The 17142-nt window shown below is 34.0% G+C and carries 16 protein-coding genes, 2 tRNA genes and 1 riboswitch; of the genes, 5 read left to right on the top strand and 13 right to left on the bottom strand.

The window, feature by feature from the left end:
- Positions 1 to 60: 60 nt before the first annotated feature.
- Complete coding sequence (gene mnmM / locus AC0GLY_RS02990; protein WP_496612048.1) at positions 61 to 621, top strand: tRNA 5-(aminomethyl)-2-thiouridylate-methyltransferase MnmM; 561 nt, start codon at positions 61 to 63, stop codon at positions 619 to 621.
- On the opposite strand, the gene AC0GLY_RS02985 is transcribed toward mnmM, so the two are convergent.
- A complete protein-coding gene (locus tag AC0GLY_RS02985) occupies positions 618 to 2084 on the bottom strand; it encodes an MDR family MFS transporter (protein ID WP_496612047.1) in 1467 nt (488 codons plus the stop codon). The genes mnmM and AC0GLY_RS02985 overlap by 4 nt on opposite strands.
- Positions 2085 to 2133: 49 nt before the next feature.
- Complete coding sequence (gene metK, locus AC0GLY_RS02980; protein WP_496612046.1) at positions 2134 to 3324, bottom strand: methionine adenosyltransferase; 1191 nt, start codon at positions 3322 to 3324, stop codon at positions 2134 to 2136.
- A riboswitch (SMK box riboswitch) is annotated at positions 3322 to 3404 on the bottom strand. (Overlaps the previous gene by 3 nt.)
- Positions 3405 to 3489: 85 nt before the next feature.
- Between metK and AC0GLY_RS02975 the strand changes: the two genes are divergently transcribed.
- Positions 3490 to 4179, top strand: a complete 690-nt coding sequence (locus AC0GLY_RS02975; RefSeq protein WP_496612045.1) for a hypothetical protein — start codon at positions 3490 to 3492, stop codon at positions 4177 to 4179.
- Between the two features lie 26 nt (positions 4180 to 4205).
- Here the strand turns inward: AC0GLY_RS02975 and AC0GLY_RS02970 are convergent, their stop codons facing one another.
- From AC0GLY_RS02970 to AC0GLY_RS02945, 6 genes are all read right to left on the bottom strand, one after another.
- Positions 4206 to 4943 carry an amino acid ABC transporter ATP-binding protein gene (locus AC0GLY_RS02970; protein WP_496612044.1) on the bottom strand — a complete coding sequence of 246 codons (738 nt, stop codon included), beginning with the start codon at positions 4941 to 4943 and terminating at the stop codon, positions 4206 to 4208.
- A complete protein-coding gene (locus AC0GLY_RS02965; RefSeq protein ID WP_496612043.1) occupies positions 4943 to 5638 on the bottom strand; it encodes an amino acid ABC transporter permease in 696 nt (231 codons plus the stop codon). Before AC0GLY_RS02965 ends, AC0GLY_RS02970 begins: the two co-directional genes overlap by 1 nt.
- Before the next feature lie 116 nt (positions 5639 to 5754).
- On the bottom strand, positions 5755 to 7068 hold the full coding sequence (locus AC0GLY_RS02960; RefSeq protein ID WP_496612042.1) for a uracil-xanthine permease family protein: 1314 nt from the start codon (positions 7066 to 7068) through the stop codon (positions 5755 to 5757).
- A 160-nt stretch (positions 7069 to 7228) separates the two neighbouring features.
- Positions 7229 to 8398 (bottom strand): hydroxymethylglutaryl-CoA synthase, encoded by a 1170-nt coding sequence (locus AC0GLY_RS02955; RefSeq protein ID WP_496612041.1) that lies wholly within the window; start codon positions 8396 to 8398, stop codon positions 7229 to 7231.
- Between the two features lie 130 nt (positions 8399 to 8528).
- Positions 8529 to 9707 (bottom strand): aminotransferase class I/II-fold pyridoxal phosphate-dependent enzyme, encoded by a 1179-nt coding sequence (locus AC0GLY_RS02950; RefSeq protein ID WP_496612040.1) that lies wholly within the window; start codon positions 9705 to 9707, stop codon positions 8529 to 8531.
- A 172-nt stretch (positions 9708 to 9879) separates the two neighbouring features.
- Positions 9880 to 11241 (bottom strand): FAD-dependent oxidoreductase, encoded by a 1362-nt coding sequence (locus AC0GLY_RS02945; protein ID WP_496612039.1) that lies wholly within the window; start codon positions 11239 to 11241, stop codon positions 9880 to 9882.
- Between the two features lie 164 nt (positions 11242 to 11405).
- Between AC0GLY_RS02945 and AC0GLY_RS02940 the strand changes: the two genes are divergently transcribed.
- Positions 11406 to 11972, top strand: coding sequence for a DUF5067 domain-containing protein (locus AC0GLY_RS02940; RefSeq protein ID WP_496612038.1), 567 nt, complete (start codon positions 11406 to 11408; stop codon positions 11970 to 11972).
- A 67-nt stretch (positions 11973 to 12039) separates the two neighbouring features.
- Here AC0GLY_RS02940 and apf read toward each other — a convergent pair whose 3' ends face one another.
- The 4 genes from apf to AC0GLY_RS02920 all read right to left on the bottom strand — a co-directional run bounded on the left by apf (position 12040) and on the right by AC0GLY_RS02920 (position 15846).
- On the bottom strand, positions 12040 to 12654 hold the full coding sequence (gene apf, locus AC0GLY_RS02935; protein WP_496612037.1) for an aggregation-promoting factor: 615 nt from the start codon (positions 12652 to 12654) through the stop codon (positions 12040 to 12042).
- Between the two features lie 258 nt (positions 12655 to 12912).
- A complete protein-coding gene (locus tag AC0GLY_RS02930; RefSeq protein WP_496612036.1) occupies positions 12913 to 14217 on the bottom strand; it encodes a 2-hydroxycarboxylate transporter family protein in 1305 nt (434 codons plus the stop codon).
- Between the two features lie 447 nt (positions 14218 to 14664).
- Positions 14665 to 15669, bottom strand: coding sequence for a serine hydrolase domain-containing protein (locus tag AC0GLY_RS02925; RefSeq protein WP_496612035.1), 1005 nt, complete (start codon positions 15667 to 15669; stop codon positions 14665 to 14667).
- A 104-nt stretch (positions 15670 to 15773) separates the two neighbouring features.
- Positions 15774 to 15846 (bottom strand) — tRNA-Gln (locus AC0GLY_RS02920).
- Between the two features lie 103 nt (positions 15847 to 15949).
- Between AC0GLY_RS02920 and AC0GLY_RS02915 the strand changes: the two genes are divergently transcribed.
- A tRNA-Glu gene (locus AC0GLY_RS02915) sits at positions 15950 to 16023 on the top strand.
- A 153-nt stretch (positions 16024 to 16176) separates the two neighbouring features.
- Positions 16177 to 16716 carry a metal-dependent hydrolase gene (locus AC0GLY_RS02910; protein WP_496612034.1) on the top strand — a complete coding sequence of 180 codons (540 nt, stop codon included), beginning with the start codon at positions 16177 to 16179 and terminating at the stop codon, positions 16714 to 16716.
- A gap of 95 nt (positions 16717 to 16811) precedes the next feature.
- On the opposite strand, the gene AC0GLY_RS02905 is transcribed toward AC0GLY_RS02910, so the two are convergent.
- A complete protein-coding gene (locus AC0GLY_RS02905; RefSeq protein ID WP_496612033.1) occupies positions 16812 to 17027 on the bottom strand; it encodes a helix-turn-helix domain-containing protein in 216 nt (71 codons plus the stop codon).
- Between the last annotated feature and the right edge of the window lie 115 nt (positions 17028 to 17142).

Raw genomic sequence — 17142 nt, 5'->3', positions numbered from 1 at the left:
TTTATTCAAAAAAAACAAGTTAATATTACTGTTATAATTAAATCAAGGACGGTGATAATTTTGAAATTACAATCAGCATTAAATTTTAGTCATACCCTACTAAAAGAAGTTATCAAACCAGGAGATGTTGTTATTGATGCTACTGCTGGGAAGGGTAATGATACTTTATTTTTAGCTCAACTAGTCGGTAACAAGGGGCATGTCTATAGCTTTGACATCCAAGCTCAAGCAGTAACCTTGACCAAACAATTAATTGATCAACATCATGTTAGTTCACAAACAACTGTTATCAATGACGGTCACGAAAACCTGAGTCAATACACCTCTGAAAAAATTACAGCTGCTATTTTTAACTTAGGTTATTTGCCTGACGGTGATCACAGTATTATTACTAAACCAGACACTACCTTATCATCAGTGCGAGCCATGATGAAATTGCTGAAACCAAACGGAGTAATCATTTTAGTTATCTATTATGGACATCCAGGTGGTCAACAAGAAAAAGAGCAAATTTTATCATTTACAAAGCAACTCAACCAATATCAATACAATGTTTTACAATACCAATTCATTAATCAAACTCATGAGCCACCCATGCTAATAGCCATTCAAAAACGCTAAATATCTTGCTTTTGTTTATCAAAATGATTAACAATGAAAGCCGCCACCACGAGTAACAAAGCCACTACCAAAACATTGTGAATTGAATGATATAAAATATCTCGTAAACTTGGAAGAAGTTTATCACTTAATTTCTGGGCGGTTTGAGGGTTAATCAATTGATTCATCAAACTCATATTAGTATGCGGATGAGTTGCTACACCATCAGCCATTGATTTATTCATTACAATTCCAAAAATTGAAATCATTAAAGTTTGCCCTAAGGTTCTACTTAGAGTATTAAAAGATGAGGCTACCCCAATTTGATCTTGAGCAACTTCGTTTTGAACGGTAACTGATGATGTGGTAATACAAATTCCAAATCCAATTCCCATAATTCCAGAAAGTAAGAAAAACGCCCAAAATGGTGTTGTAATTGGCAATAAAACTGAGACAATTGAACCAAATCCAATAAAAATAAAACTGAAGTTCATAATCATCTTAGGTGAGTATTTAGTCAATAATTTTCCTGCCCAAAATGAACCTAACATCCATAAAACTGAGCTTGGAGTAATAGCAAATCCAGCCATTGTGGCTTTTAATCCTAAAATACCTTGTGTCCAATCAGGTAGATAAACTTCATAAGCAAAAATAAACCCACTAATTAAAGCGGCAATTAAATTTTGGGTTACAAAAGTCCGATTTTTAAACATCTCCAACGGAATAATTGGATCACTAACTCTTCGTTCTTGTTTAAGAAACAACCAACCAGAAATGATAGCAACCAATAAACATAAGCCAATCATTATCCAATTCAATGGAGTTTCTCCTAAAATTTGAAACATATACATAATTGCTAACAAAAATACGGCAATTAACCCAACTCCACCATAATCAATTTTACTATGATGAACTTGACGAGGTTCTACTAAAAACAGTGCAATTAAGAAGATGGTAATAATTCCAATTGGAACATTTACAAAAAAGATCCAGTGCCAAGAAAGACTATCAACAATAAAACCACCTAAAAGAGGCGCCACAATTGAAGCAATTCCCCATGCCGATCCCAATAAACCAACCACTTCTGCTCGTTTTTCAAAGGGATACATATCAGCTACAATGGTAAAAGAAACTGGCATAATTACACCTGCACCAATTCCTTGAAGGGCTCGCCAGATAATTAAAGTTTCCATTGAATTTGACATTCCAGAAAGCATTGATCCTAATGTAAACACAAAAACCCCAAAAATAAAAACCCTTTTTCTTCCTAATTGATCTGCCAATTTACCATAAATTGGAGTAGCAATGGCATTCGTCAATAAGAAAATTGAAAAAACCCAGTTCATTAATGAAACGCCGTGTAAATCACCAACAATCGTTGGCATAGCTGTAGAAACGATTGTTCCTTCAACTGCACTCATAAATGTGGCAATAAACAATGCGATTGTCACAACTTTTACGTTAGTTGTTTTTCTTTTATTCATGATATCCCCTATTTCCCAAATAAAAAAGCGACCAGAAAGGTCGGCTTTTTTATGCGTTAAAAAATGCTTGTAAATCTTTTACTTTATTTGTCTGTTCCCATGGAAGCTCGATATCAGTTCTACCAAAGTGCCCATAAGTTGCAGTTTGTTCATAGATTGGCCGTTGTAAATCTAACATTTTGATAATTCCAGCGGGACGTAAGTCAAAATTTTGTCGAATTGCTTGAATAATTTGATCGTCGCTATATGAAGACGTTCCAAAAGTATTAACTTCAATTGAAACTGGTTCAGCAACCCCAATGGCATAAGCTAGTTGGATTTCTATCCGATGTGCAATCCCAGCCGCTACTAAATTTTTAGCAATGTAACGAGCTGCATAACTAGCTGAGCGATCAACCTTAGTTGCATCTTTTCCTGAAAATGCTCCACCACCATGGTGTGCAGAACCACCATAAGTATCAACGATAATTTTTCGACCAGTTAACCCTGCATCTCCGTTCGGACCACCAATCACAAACTTACCAGTTGGATTAATTAAATACTTGGTATTTTCATCAAGATATTTTGATGGAATAGTAGTTTTAATTACTTTTTCAATCACGTCTTTTTTAATTTGCGCTTGCGTCACGTCTGGATCATGTTGGGTACTTAGCACAACTGTATCTACCCTAAACGGATGATTATTTTCATCATATTCTACCGTTACTTCAGTTTTAGCATCAGGACGTAAATAAGTTAATTCCCCGCTTTTACGAACCTTAGCAATTTTTTGCATTATTTGATGAGCTAAAGAAATTGGTAAGGGCATTAACTCTGGAGTTTCGTCAATTGCATAACCGAACATAATTCCTTGATCTCCAGCACCAATTTGATCTAACGGATCAGAAGCACCATTTTTAATTTCATCAGACTCATCAACTCCTTGAGCAATGTCTGGTGATTGTTCGTTAATTGAAACTAACACAGCTACACTATTAGCATCAAAGCCATATTCGGGATTATCATAGCCAATCTTTTTGATGGTATCTTTGACAATCTGACGAATATTAACGTACGCAGTCGTTGAAATTTCTCCGAAAACTAGCACTAATCCAGTTGCTACTGACGTTTCACAGGCAACTCTAGCATTGGGATCTTTGGCTAAAATAGCGTCTAAAACGGCATCACTAATATGATCGGCAATTTTATCTGGATGTCCTTCTGAAACTGATTCAGAAGTAAATAAATGTTTTTCTGACATTTTGATTCCCCCTAATTGTTTTGGTTACAAGGCTTCTTCACACAATTGTGAATCCTATCGGGAATAAACTCATAACTCTTTCATATTATCATATCTAGCAGAAAATAAGTAGTTGAACCATTTTATAAAATAACCTAAGATTAATAATAATAGTGGGGTACTAAAATGAAAAATCATTTAACTAAAAAGCAAACATTACTAAACTTACTGCAAGGTGGAACTTTTGTGTTCTTTTCTATTTTAGTCTGGAACCTAGCTGCTAAACACCGTCTATTTGAAACCTTTGATAAATCATTCATGTTGCTAATTTGTCAAATTTGTTGGGCAACGGAAGCTTATCTGATGGTTTCTAAGCAAGATGAACGTTATACCTTAGGATTAAGTTTAATTCCAGTTTTATTAGCAATTTTTGACCAATTTCCGTTTATTTTAATTCTTTCTACCATCTTAATTGGCGTTGTTAATATTTTTGTGAGAATTCCAAAAATGAAAATTAACAATTATTATGGTTTATTCTGCTTTTCAATTGTCAACGCAATCATTCCCGTTACTGCAATTAATTATTTGAGTCGGCAATATTTAGAACAATCAACCGTCTTAAACGTCGGCATCTTGGTAACATTATACTTTTTGTTTTATAACTTAGCTTTTAAAACTGAAATTGCCAGACCAATTAATTTAGTTTGTCTCATTGTTTTTGCTGGTTTGATTTTAGCAAATTTTGCTTTACAAAAAGACATTCTTTTAATTGCATTAGTTCTCATTTCCTACGGAAGCCAAATTTTCATGAGAAAGGAAAACCTAACGTGGTGTTTACTTTCATTTTTCATTATTTCAATAATTGCCTTTATGTAAAAAGACTGGAATTAATTCCAGTCTTTTTAGTTTAACGAAATCCCTTGTAAAAATGCTTTTACTCGAGCTGAAGGTTGACTAAAGAAATTACTTTTTTTACCATCAAATTCAACTTCACCATTTTCAATAAATAAAATTTTATCAGCAGCATCTTTAGCAAATTGCATATTATGCGTTACCATAATCATTGATTGCCCATCTCCAGCCAATTTTTCTAATAATTTTAAAATCATGGTCTCACTTTCAGGATCTAAAGCACTCGTTGGCTCATCTAATAAGATATATTCTGGTTTTACAGCTAATGCTCGACAAATTGAAATACGTTGTTGTTGCCCTCCAGATAACTCATCTGGATATGCATTAGCGTATTCGTCTAATCCCACCGCTTTTAAGAGACTATGTCCTTCGGCATTTGCCTGATCTTTAGCAACATGGTGAACCATAATTGGTGCTGCAGTAATATTTTGTAAAATCGTTAAATTGGGAAATAAATTCCAATTTTGAAATACCATACTTGTTTTATCTCGCAGTGCTTTATTTTGCTGACTAGAAATCGGTTTAGCAAAATTTAAAAGCAAATCATCAAAAGCTAACGTCCCTGAATCAGGGGTCACTAACATATCCAATGAGCGTAACAAAGTGGTTTTCCCAGAACCTGAAGGTCCCACAATAACTGTGGTTTTCCCTTTAGGAAATTCAGTTGAAATCCCCTTTAAAACTGCTTTTTTGCCAAAGCTTTTTTTAATTTCATTAATTTTTAACATTAGTTTTCGTCCCCTTTCATATAGCTAGAAGACTTTTTTTCAAGATAGTGTTGCAAAATACTTAAAATTGTACACAATATTGCATATAAAGCAGCTACTTCTACATACATCAACAATGGTTCGTAGTTCTGAGCTGCATACTGTTGACTAATTTGAAACATTTCAGCAATTGTAATGGTACTAGCTAAAGAAGTATCTTTTACCAATCCAATAAATTCATTAGACAAAGGTGGTAAAACAATCCTAAATGCCTGTGGCATCACAATTTTCAATAATGTTTGTGGAGTACTAAAGCCTAATGTATAAGCTGCATCCCACTGGTCTTTATTAACTGACAAAAGTGCTGACCGAATCGTTTCCGATGCATAGGCCCCCGTATTTAATGAAAACCCAATCACTGCTGCGGTAAATGCAGGAAGTTTGACTCCAATTGCAGGTAACCCAAAAAAGATGATAAATAATTGAACTAGTAATGGAGTAGAACGAAAAACCCAAACATAAAAGCTTGCAATTAAACGTAAACACTTCCAAAATATTAAAACAAATCCATGCACCTTAGGATTTAAAAATTTAATTAAAGCAACAATAATTGCGATTACAATTCCAAATGAAAAGGAAAGTAATGTTAAAGGAATTGTATACTTTACCATAGCCTCTAATAACTTAGGCAAGGCTGATATGACGATATCCCACATTTTAATTCTCCTATAGATTAGTTATTATCTTCATTATAACTAAACACTTACTTTTTTTCTACAACTTTACTTAACCAAACAAAAAAGAACCAATTAGATTGGTTCTAAAAAATAATTTAGATAGTATTATTCGTATCAGCTTCGACTGCTTCCTTTTCAGGGGAAACTTTGTCAGAATCTTCATCAGGTAATACAAGATTTAAAACAATGCCAATGACCGTTGCCAAAGCAACTCCAGTAAATTGAAAATTCCCTAATTGAAGATAAGCATTTCCGACCCCAATTACGAGAACAACGGATGCAATCATCAAATTTCGTTTCTTATTCATATCAAGATGATCATCAACCATTACCTTAATTCCACTAGAAGCAATCGTTCCAAATAGTAAGAAACTAATTCCACCAATTACAGGTAGTGGCATTTGCATAATTAAAACGTTTAGTTTATTTACAAATGCAAAGATCATCGCAAAAATTGCAGCTCCAACAATTACATAAACGCTGTAAACTTTTGTAATAGCCATCACCCCAATGTTTTCTCCATAACTAGTTACAGCTGGTCCTCCAATTAAACCAGAAACAAATGAAGCAGCTCCATCTCCAGCTAAAGTCCGATTTAAACCTGGATCCTTAAAAAAGTTATTGTGAGTTAGCTCACCTAATACCATCAAATGACCCATATGTTCTGTCATAGTAACAAATGCAATGGGGGCCATTACCAAGATTGCATTCCATTCAAAATGAAAGCCCTTTTCTGTCCCAATAAATTGAAAATCAGGCACTTTAAACCATGGAGCAGAAGCAATCGCATGCAAATCAACGAGTCCACAAGCCATCGCAATTAAATAACCACATACAATGGCTAATAAGACAGGAATCATTCCTAGGAATCCCTTTAACTTCATATTAAAAAAAATTGCCAAAAATAACGTTGCTAAAGCAATCATAAAATACATCAAACTATAATGGCCACTAGCGGTCATCATCGCATCTTTAGCAGCTGCTCCAGCAAGTGAAAGTCCAATTACAACTACAATTGGGCCAACCACAATTGGTGGAAGGAGCTTGTCAATCCAATTCGTTCCCAACATCCAAACCAGCATTGCAACAATAAAGTAAACTAGACCAACTGCAATAACACCTTGTTGAACGCCAGCAATCCCAGTTGTCTTCATTAAGGCTAACATTGGGGTAATAAAGGCAAAACTAGATCCCATATAAGCAGGAATTTTACCCTTCGTAATTAAAATATGTAATAATGTTCCAATTCCTGAGGCAAACAAGGCAATACTAGGACTCAACCCTACCAATAACGGAACAATTACCGTACTACCAAACATTGAAAACATATGTTGTAGTGATAAACCAATCCATTTAATCCCACTTGGACGTTCATGAATATCTAAGACAATCTCTTTTTCTTTACTCAAGTTAATTCCCCCTACTATGCAAAAAGGACTAACGTCAGTTGACGTTAGTCCTTTAGTCTAATTTTACAGCATTAAATATTCGACTAAAATCTTGCAGTCTCTCTGGACAGTCTTTAAAGATTTCTTGTTAAGCCAAATATAACTCAATGGTCAATGAATGTCAACCTTTTTTATGATATTGGCGTTTATTTTCCACAACTCCTGTAAATGTGAAAGGTGCTGAATCTTGGCGATCATCAAGTCTATAATCACCATCATCAAGTTTAGGCCATTGTTTAAACATTTGCTCATATTCAAGAACTGATAAACGCTTTCGATTATTTAACATTTTCTCAATTAATGATTTTCGCATTTCATTTTTAAAGTCAGTTTGTAATTGACCCGTATAAAATTCACCCTGTGCACCTGAACCATAACTAAAGATTCCAATTTGATCTCCAACTTTAAGCTGCTCAGAATAATCTAGTAATGATAATAAACTAAGATACAAAGACCCAGTATAGAGATTACCGACTCGTTTGTTATAAACCCGACTCGCTTCAAATTCAGCTAACCAACTAGCTTGTTGTGTTTCGGAAACTTCTGGCAAAATTTCACGGAGACCTTTAAGTCCCATTTTTGTATATGGAAGATGGAAAACTAAAGCTTGCAAATCAGTTAATTCCATATCATTATTCACTAAATAATCATGAATTGTATTAATGAAAAATTGTTGATAAATATCATTTGAATAGTGACCATCAACTAACGCTTCGGTGCGGTTCAAAGGGCGCCAAAAGTCCATAATATCATCAGAATAAACGCTACTATTTTTGCTAAGTTTAAGTACTGTCGGATTAGCAGAGATCGTCATGGCAACTGCTCCACCACCTTGAGTGACTTCTCCAGCCGTTTTAACTCCATAACGAGCCACGTCAGAACCAACTACAAGGGCTTGTTGTTCTGGATGAAGGTTAACAAAGTCCTTCGCCATTTGAATCCCAGCAGTTGCCCCATAACAAGCTTGTTTGATTTCAAAAGCTCGAGCCCGACGATTCAACCCTAATAAGTTTTGAAGATAAATTGCTCCTGATTTCGAATTATCAATTCCCGTTTCTGTTCCTAAAATAATTAAGCTTATTTTATCCCGATTATCATCGTCAATCACTTGAAGAGCTGCATTAGCCGCCATCGTCACTGTATCTTGGGTGTTAGGAATTACAGCTTGTTCAGTTTGCCCAATTCCAATCAAGTATTTATTGGGATCCTCATTTCTAGCATTCGCTAAATCAACCATATCAACGTAATAATTAGGAGTAAAAAATCCTAACTTATCAATTCCAACGTTCATTTTATCACTCCGATTTATTTATTTTTTATAATATAAGTGTATCGTTTTATCTATCAATAGCAAATACCAACCTTTATGATTTAAATTAAAGTTACAAAAAAGCCCATGATTTCTCATAGACTTTTAATCATTAATTTTCGTTAACAAACTTCTTAACTCGTTTCATTGCTTCTTTGATGTCATCTAAATCAGCCGCATAAGAAATACGAATGTATCCCTGACCACTTTCACCAAAAGCATCCCCTGGAGTTACCCCAACGTGGGCTTCATGAGCAAGTCGTAAAGCAAATTCTTCTGAGGTTTCATTAAACTTAGCTGGAATTTTTGCAAAGATGTAAAATGCACCATCTGGACTAATTACATCAAAGCCTACTTTTTGTAGTTCATCTGCAACTACATTACGTCGTTCTTGATACTCAACTAACATTGGCTTTGAATCATCATAACCGTTATCCAAGGCTTCGATTGCTCCATATTGGGCAGGATTTGATGGTGAAGTTACTAAATATCCATGAACTTTATTAATGTTCTTGATTACTTCTGCAGGTCCAGTAATATAACCTAATCGCCAACCGGTCATTGCATGTGACTTAGAAACTCCATTAATTAAAATCGTACTTTCTGGAAGATATTGGGCAATCGAAGTGTGTGCCATTTCATAAGTTAATTCAGCATAAATCTCATCAGAAATTATTAATACCCCGTATTTATCTAAAACTTTAGCTAAGGCCTTAATTTCAGAATCTGAATATTCAACCCCAGTTGGGTTGGTTGGATAATTTAAAATAATTGATTTAACATCTGGATTTTCTTTTAAAGTTTCTTCTAATTTTTCCGCAGTTAACTTAAAAGCATCATTAGAAGTATCAATTGGGACTACCACCCCATGTGCCATTTCAATTACTGAAGTATACGCTGGATAAGCTGGCATGGGCACAATAACCTTATCACCCTCATTAACCGTAGCTAAAAAAGTACTAGAAAGTGCTTCGGTAGCTCCATCAGTCACAACTACTTCAGTGGCAGCATCATAATTAAGATCCAAGCGTTTTTTTACGTATCGGCTGATTGATTCCCGTAATTCCATCCATCCTGGCTGAGGTGAATAATGGGTCTTATTTTCTTTAATACTAGTAATAGCTGCTTCCTTAATGTGTTCTGGGGTATTAAAGCCCGGTTCCCCAACATTTAGACTAATTAAATCAGGAACATCGCTAATTTTTAAAGAAAACGAACGAATTCTTGATGGAGTAATTTGCGAGAGAGTGTGATTATAGGTCTTACTGAGTCTGGCATTTAATTTTGGCATGAGTGGCTCCCTTATTGTCTACATTTTAAGCACAAATGTTTTGATTTATTTACAATAATAATCGTAATTGCCAAAAATATCAAGAAAATCAGCTAATTTTCTGAAATTTAATGTTTTTCGTTAAGATTTAAATAAAAAAGTCTATCAAATTTTTATTGATAGACTTAAAGAGCTATTTATTTAATTGATCTTGAGCCTTTTGTGCAGCAATATTCATCACGCTCCATGGACGATCAAATCCAGGTTGGAAAAAGAAATCAGCATAAGCTAAGTCATCAACCGTCATGTGTTCTTGAATAGCTAAAGAAATTGCATTAATATTTGCAGTTACATCTAATTTAGACATAATTTGAGCGCCTAAAACTTCTCGAGTTCTAGGATCAAAAGTTAACTTAAAGTAAACCTTAGCATTGTGATCAGCTGGAACAAATGGTGGAACTTTGGTATCAGTTACTAAAACGGATTCTACGTCTAACCCCATTTGTTTAGCTGTAACATCTTTCAAACCAGTTGAAGCAAACTTATAAGCAAAAACGTGTAGAGCCGATGATCCTGAAACAGCAGTTGTCTTACGTCGTTTTTGATTTAAATTATAAGCAGCTGAACGTCCTTGACGACGAGCATTAGGTGCAAGAGCAATTAACTTTTTCGTACCAGTGGGTGCAAATTCAATTTCAGTTGCGTCCCCCACTGCAAAAACATCTGGTTGACTAGTTTCTTGATATTCATCAGTAACAATCATGCCGTGATCATTAAGCTTAAGCGTATTTTTCAACCAAGTTGTTGCCGGACGAATCCCAGCAGCTTCAATGACCAAATCACTTGGAATAGATTCACCAGTGGTAGTAATTGTACTAGAAACTCGGTTATCATCATTGCCAACAAATTCTTTGACTGATTGATTAGTTTTAATGGTGATACCCTTGTCTTCAAGCTCTTTAGCTAAAATATCAGTAAATTCAGAATCCAAATAAGTTCCTAAAATAGTTGGATTACGATCGATAATCGTAACTTTTTTTCCAGCTTTGGCAAATGATTCTGCGGCTTCAATTCCAATATAGCCAGAACCGATTACCGTAACATTATTAATTTCAGGGTCAACTTCCGCTTTCTTTAAAAGAATAGCCCAATCACGCCCCCGCATAGCATAAATGTTCTGTAAATCTTTACCAGGAACCGGAAGTTCAAACGGAACTGCTCCAACTGAAAGTACTAACTTATCATATTGATTTTCCGTTTCAGTGCCATTATTTACATCAACTACCTTAATGGTATGTTTTTCAGGATTAATACTAGTTACCTCAGAATTAATATGTACTTTAACCCCTTTAGCTTCCATTCCATCAATAGTGGCATAACGCACAGAATTAACATCTTTAACTACGCCCTGAAGATATAGCTCAATCCCACATGATAAAAATGAAACAAAATCTCCCTTTTCGTACCAATCAATTTCAGCATCTGGAAAATCATGCAATACTCCCCGAACAGTTTCAAAACCACCATGTGATGAACCAACAACTGCAACTTTCATATTTTTCCTCCTTAATAAAAAGGTCATCTAAAAATTAACCTTGCAACATCAATTGTTTATAATAATTATAATTTAGTCTTTTGACAAAAGCAACTATTTCACAACATTGGTTAATTTCAGCGTTTACGGTACAATAGAGGTAATATGTTTAAGGGAGAAATAAGATGAAAAAAATATTAGTTACTAGTATTGCTATTTTGAGCACATTAACTTTAGCCAGTTGTTCATCATTAGATGGTCAATACAAAAAATCAAATAATGACAATAAACAAACCACAAAGCCGGTTAAAGCTCCTACTCAATCATCATTTAAAAATAATGTAGCAAAGTTAAATGATAAAACAATTAAAATTATTGGAGTAAAAACCGTCAATAACAGTGAAAAATATGATGAACCACTAGTAGTTTTCATTTATAAAACTACTAATAAGTCAAACAAAATCATTACGCCTAAAAATGCATGGGATAGTACCTTTAAAATTACCCAAAAGTCACATCATCTTAATGAAGTTAACTTTAACGATGATCGCTTAGATTATAATCCAGACCAAAATTTAGCTGAGGGAGATTCAGCTAAAAATACAGTCGTATATGAATTGAATAATCAAAATGATCCAATTACCATTAACGCAAGTGAGGGAATAAATCCAAATAGTATTAACAATAATTCTTCAAGTATTGATGGTACTAATTTAGGATCAGAACAATTTAAACTCAATACAAATAAATAATTTTGTATATTAAAAAAGGAATTCCATTGGAATTCCTTTTTTAATATACATTTTTAATTAGTTAGTTTTAGTACCAACCATTTGCTTGCCAGAATGCTTGGGCACCCGACCATGAACCATAACGTGAAGCTACATAGTTATCAGCAACTTTTTCTTGGTTAGCAGCTGAGTAATCACCGTTTAAGTATGATGATGATAATTGGTATTTACCTACGTATTGACCGTTTTGGGCACCGTAGTTACCACCAGATTCGCGACCAGCAATCCAGTCTTTAGCAGCAGCATCACTGCCACTTACAGAACTTGCAGCTGGTGCACTAGTTTGTACAGGTGCTTGAGCAACTGGTGCAGCAGTTTGTTGAACTGGAGCTGAAACTTGAGTAGTTGCAGCTTGTGCAGGTGCGGCAGCAACAGCACTTTGATCTGAAACTGATACTTGACCATCGTCACCAATGGTAAATACTTCACCAACATAAATCTTGTTAATATCTTGAATTGCATTTGCTTGAGCTAAGTCTTGAACGGAAACTCCGTATTGAGCAGAAAGTTTGTTTAAAGTATCACCTTCTACAACAGTATGTTTAGTAGTGCTAGCACTGGCACTTTGTGATCCAGCAAATAAAACACCAGCAGATACGGCAGCAACAGTTGCAATTGATTTAAACATGTTTCTTTTCTTCATAAATATAAAACTCCTTCAAATTGTATCGATAATAGTGATGACAAATAGTCTTAACGTCTTTCAGTTAACAGACTCTATACTAAAGCGATTATGTTACAGAAATATTACAGAAAAATTAAGTAATTTGCTATTTATGTAATGATGTAACATAAACAACATATCTGGTAATAAATTCTATTTTAATGAAATTTACAAATAAAAAATTCTAAGCCCATCTATACTAGATAGTCTTAGAATTTTTTTATCTTAATTTAAGCTTTAACCAAAGAAAGCAATGTAGAAGCCTGACACAACTAAAGTAATAGCCCCACATAAACGGTTCCCCATTTGAGCAAAGGCAATCAATCCCATTCGATCACAGGCTGCTAAAACAGAAACATTACCAGTTCCACCCATTGAGTTATCGATGAAACCAGCAGTAATGGCAGCTTCAACTGGGTAAAGTCCAAATAACTTTCCTAAGAAGAAGGCAGCTGTACTAATAGTTAAAATACTTACTAGTACTAATAAAACAAGTTGCCAAGTAATTGAACTAGTCAAAACATTTAAGTCAACCATGGCAATACCCATTCCAGCAAGTAAGGCATGTGTAGTTGTTTTAGTTACTGATTGACCAAAGACAACGGTTGCCTCTTCATAATACTTGGGAATCAATCCAGTAGCCTTTAAGGCAATTACTAAAATAATAATGAACGCAAAGTCATTAACCATTGGAATTAGCTTAGTAAGAATTTCACCAACTAGATAAATAGCACCTGCAACGGCCATCCCTACTCCCAACTTTGTGAAAGAAAAAGCGGATGCAGTAGTTTTAGAAGCTTTGAATTCACCAGGTAACATTTGACCATGACCATTATATTTACTATTAGCTAAAAGTTTACTTAACCAGCTTGCTCCTAAAATTGCAAAAATATTAGCAAGAATTACGGCTGGAAGTAAATGTGAAAAGTATCCTGCTGCTCCACCATGCATTGATGATGCATAAATTTTTGAAAGTGGAACTGCACCGGCACCAACACCACCACCCATCGCTGGAAAAGCAACGTATAAAGCACCATAACTGAAGCCCTTACCACTTAGCATTGAAACTAAACCAACGGCAAAAAAGGCAATTGCAGCTGAAAGAATGGCAACTGGTAAAAACCGAACTGCAGCTTTTAGCAACATATCCCGATTCATTCCTAAAATAGCACTTGCAATCAAGGCAACAATATAGAAATTCAAGAAATTATCAGTTGATAAAAATGTATGTACATCGCTAACAACATAAGTCGGAATAACATGAAAAAATACTAAAACTGCTGGTGCCATCAAGGCAAAGAATGCCCCTCCACCAAGATAACTTCTAAAAATTGGTAATTTTGATCCTAAGAAATAACAAACGTTACCTAAGATAATCATGGTAAACAAGGCACCCAAAATGTCATTAGGTAAAGCATGAGTTAAAACAGCAATTACAAAAATAATTCCAATAATTGCATAGAAAACTAAACCAAATCCATCAATTTTGAAGTTTTCTAAACGTGAAATTAAGCTTGAATTGTTTTGTTTTTCATTATTCATAAATACAAAAATCCTCCCTTATTTGTGTGATTAATCACTTATGTTTTCTTAGTATATTGTATTTTTATTAGCATTTAAATGGCTTTTGTTGAATTTATTAACTTTTTCTATAGTTTACATAATTAGTATTTATGATGCTTTTTAATCTTTTAATATGAATGTATTTTGGAACAAAAAAAGTCCACCAACTTATGGTGAACTTATTGTTAATCATGTAATAGTAATTAGCTAGCTAACTTAAATCGTACTCCAATACCATTATGGCCCTTTTAATATGTACTAACTTATTATCTAAATTCGTAGCTGAAAATCCAATTAAACTGGTACCAATGTCTAAGCCTATGGTTGCTTTTGCATTTAAGTTCTCCATTATTTATTTTTTATAAAAATTAATTGGTTTAATTTTACTATACCATTACAAATTAATAAACATTTAATGTTTTAATTCTAATCAAATAAATCAGATAAATAAGCATCAATCATAGTTTGACGTGCCTCGCTGAATTGTTCATTCACATCAGGATGAACACGATTAGATAAAAACGTAAAAGCACTTTTTCTTTCCCTAACCAAAACCATTAGAATTCCCGTATAACCTGTTTGATAAATATAGGAGTGGCCTTGATAGTCTTCTAATTTCCAGCCAAAAGTCCTAGTTCCATTCTGCATCGGCGTTTGATCACAAAACATCGCATCAAACATCGATGATGTATATACTTTTCCTGGTTCAGTTAGTTGTAGCATCCATTGTGCAAACTTATCAAAGTCGCGTTGAGAACTAAACAAACCCGCAGACCCACAATCAGAGCCTAAAATTCTTGCCTTGGGATCATGAACTTTTGCGACTTGATTTATGCCACTTTCTTCATCATAAGTAGTTGGGACGGTTCTTCTTGCATCTGGATGAAAAGTTGAATCAATCATCCCCAGTGGATTTAAAACCATATGCGTAATCAAAGGCTGAATTGGTAATCCTGTTACTACTCCTGCAATCCATCCAAGAAAGATAAAGTTCACGTCCTGATATTTCATTTTCTTTCCCAAATCAGATCCAGGATGGAGCCCTAAAAGAGCTTCTCGTAATTGATTCATATTCATTTCGTTTCGCTTGGGTATGTATCCTTCAATATTTGAAGTGTGGGTTAATAAATGGCGAATCGTAACTTTCGGAAATTTCCATTCCGGTAAATACTTAGTAATCGAATCATCAATTCCAATTTTTTGATCTTGTAACAATTGCATAATCACAGGCACGGTTCCCATTACTTTAGTCATGGAAGCAACATCATATAATTGATTTTGTGGCAAAATTTCTTTAGTTGGCTTTAATTGTTTATAACCAGTAACATGATCTTCAACTCTTTGTCCCGTAATAAACGAATATGAAGCCCCTGGAACAATGTCCTCATTAACCATTTCACTAATCAAACTTTTTACTTTTTCAAAACTCATGCTTATCACCTCATAATCACATTATAATGGTTTAAAAGTAATTATCCTAATAAAAAAAGCCGCTAAAATAGCGACTTCACTTATCAAATAGTAAAAATGATAAATTGAGCATACGGGATTCGAACCTGTACATTATGGATTCAGAGTCCACTGCCTTACCAATTTGGCTAATGCTCAATAATTACACTAGTAATATTACAATGATTGAATAGCGATGTCAATTTGAAATTAACATTGACACAACTCAATTATATGAGTAAAATTAATCTTGTTATATCAATGCCCGTTGGTCAAACTGGTTTAAGACGTCGCCCTCTCAAGGCGGAGCTACGAGTTCGAGTCTCGTACGGGTAATTATTTATAAAAATCCTTAACAAAGCCTTAAAATTGGCTTGGTTAGGGATTTTTATTTTGAGAATGATACACAAACGTTGTTATCAAGCCTATAATAATAGTTAATGATGGTTATAATCGAATTAAAATTAATAGTTAATATAGGAAGAGAAAATGTTAGGAAAAACTCATTTGGTATCATCTGAGGCGATTGCTTTAACGGCTGTAAATTATTACTCAGAAACTAATCATATTGCAGTACCATTCATAGTTACAATTATTATTTTCGCTTCAGTTGGTTTAGGGAGTCTGTTACCAGACATTGATTCTCGCAATAGCGAATTAAACAAAACTACTCTATTTGGCTTCTTTTATAAACATTTTTTTATTAACGTTAAACATCGTGGATTCACACATACAATTTGGAACGTTTTTATTTTTATGTCATTAAGTCTTTTTCTAGAATCTCGTCATTTTTACATTGCAATATGTATATTTGGTATTTCAATCGGCATACTAATTCATATAATTGAAGATGGTTGGTCTGCTAATCGAGTTGATATCTGGTACCCTTTTGTTTTGAAACATAATAGTAAGCATCGTCATCTTTTCCATTATAAAGTCGGTGGTTTCATGGAAAAATCAATGTACGTGTTATTTTGGGTACTGCTAGTTACATCTTTAAAAAATGCCTATCTAATTTACTTAAACTAAATATTAATACCAAAAACGATCGAAATTATTTAAAATTCGATCGTTTTTTAAACACAATAAAAAACATTGATAAAGTTATTAATTATCTATGTAAATTAATTTTGATCAGTAATATCTAAAACTTTATAAACCTTTTCACGAATCTTTATTGATTGTGGATTCATATAACCTTTAATAGCTCGGTTAAGTTGAACGGGGTTTTCATTTATCAGTTTTCCTAATTCAACTTGAGTCATATGCCGATCAATTAATTTCTTTTTAATTTCATCAGTAATCTTTTGAAAACTCTGTTGTGCCATTTTTTCTTCCATGAGCGTCTCTCCTCTTTTGTAATTTATTGATTAAGTTATTGACATGTTCATACTACACAATGTAGTATGAGTGAATAGCAAATAAGCAAGTAATTACCACCATAGTAGCTACTTA

The organism is Fructilactobacillus sp. YLN 2507, from assembly GCF_059614085.1.
Note: the sequence above shows the minus strand (reverse complement) of the source record. Positions and strands in the feature narration are given on the sequence as shown.

What these genes read in the sequence shown, in the direction of transcription:
- AC0GLY_RS02985 (WP_496612047.1), bottom strand. Translation starts at nt 2,084, where the DNA reads ATGAATAAAAGAAAAACAACTAACGTAAAAGTTGTGACAATCGCATTG.
- metK (WP_496612046.1), bottom strand. Translation starts at nt 3,324, where the DNA reads ATGTCAGAAAAACATTTATTTACTTCTGAATCAGTTTCAGAAGGACAT.
- AC0GLY_RS02975 (WP_496612045.1), top strand. Translation starts at nt 3,490, where the DNA reads ATGAAAAATCATTTAACTAAAAAGCAAACATTACTAAACTTACTGCAA.
- AC0GLY_RS02970 (WP_496612044.1), bottom strand. Translation starts at nt 4,943, where the DNA reads ATGTTAAAAATTAATGAAATTAAAAAAAGCTTTGGCAAAAAAGCAGTT.
- AC0GLY_RS02965 (WP_496612043.1), bottom strand. Translation starts at nt 5,638, where the DNA reads ATGTGGGATATCGTCATATCAGCCTTGCCTAAGTTATTAGAGGCTATG.
- AC0GLY_RS02955 (WP_496612041.1), bottom strand. Translation starts at nt 8,398, where the DNA reads ATGAACGTTGGAATTGATAAGTTAGGATTTTTTACTCCTAATTATTAC.
- AC0GLY_RS02950 (WP_496612040.1), bottom strand. Translation starts at nt 9,707, where the DNA reads ATGCCAAAATTAAATGCCAGACTCAGTAAGACCTATAATCACACTCTC.
- AC0GLY_RS02945 (WP_496612039.1), bottom strand. Translation starts at nt 11,241, where the DNA reads ATGAAAGTTGCAGTTGTTGGTTCATCACATGGTGGTTTTGAAACTGTT.
- AC0GLY_RS02940 (WP_496612038.1), top strand. Translation starts at nt 11,406, where the DNA reads ATGAAAAAAATATTAGTTACTAGTATTGCTATTTTGAGCACATTAACT.
- apf (WP_496612037.1), bottom strand. Translation starts at nt 12,654, where the DNA reads ATGAAGAAAAGAAACATGTTTAAATCAATTGCAACTGTTGCTGCCGTA.
- AC0GLY_RS02930 (WP_496612036.1), bottom strand. Translation starts at nt 14,217, where the DNA reads ATGAATAATGAAAAACAAAACAATTCAAGCTTAATTTCACGTTTAGAA.
- AC0GLY_RS02925 (WP_496612035.1), bottom strand. Translation starts at nt 15,669, where the DNA reads ATGAGTTTTGAAAAAGTAAAAAGTTTGATTAGTGAAATGGTTAATGAG.
- AC0GLY_RS02910 (WP_496612034.1), top strand. Translation starts at nt 16,177, where the DNA reads ATGTTAGGAAAAACTCATTTGGTATCATCTGAGGCGATTGCTTTAACG.
- AC0GLY_RS02905 (WP_496612033.1), bottom strand. Translation starts at nt 17,027, where the DNA reads ATGGAAGAAAAAATGGCACAACAGAGTTTTCAAAAGATTACTGATGAA.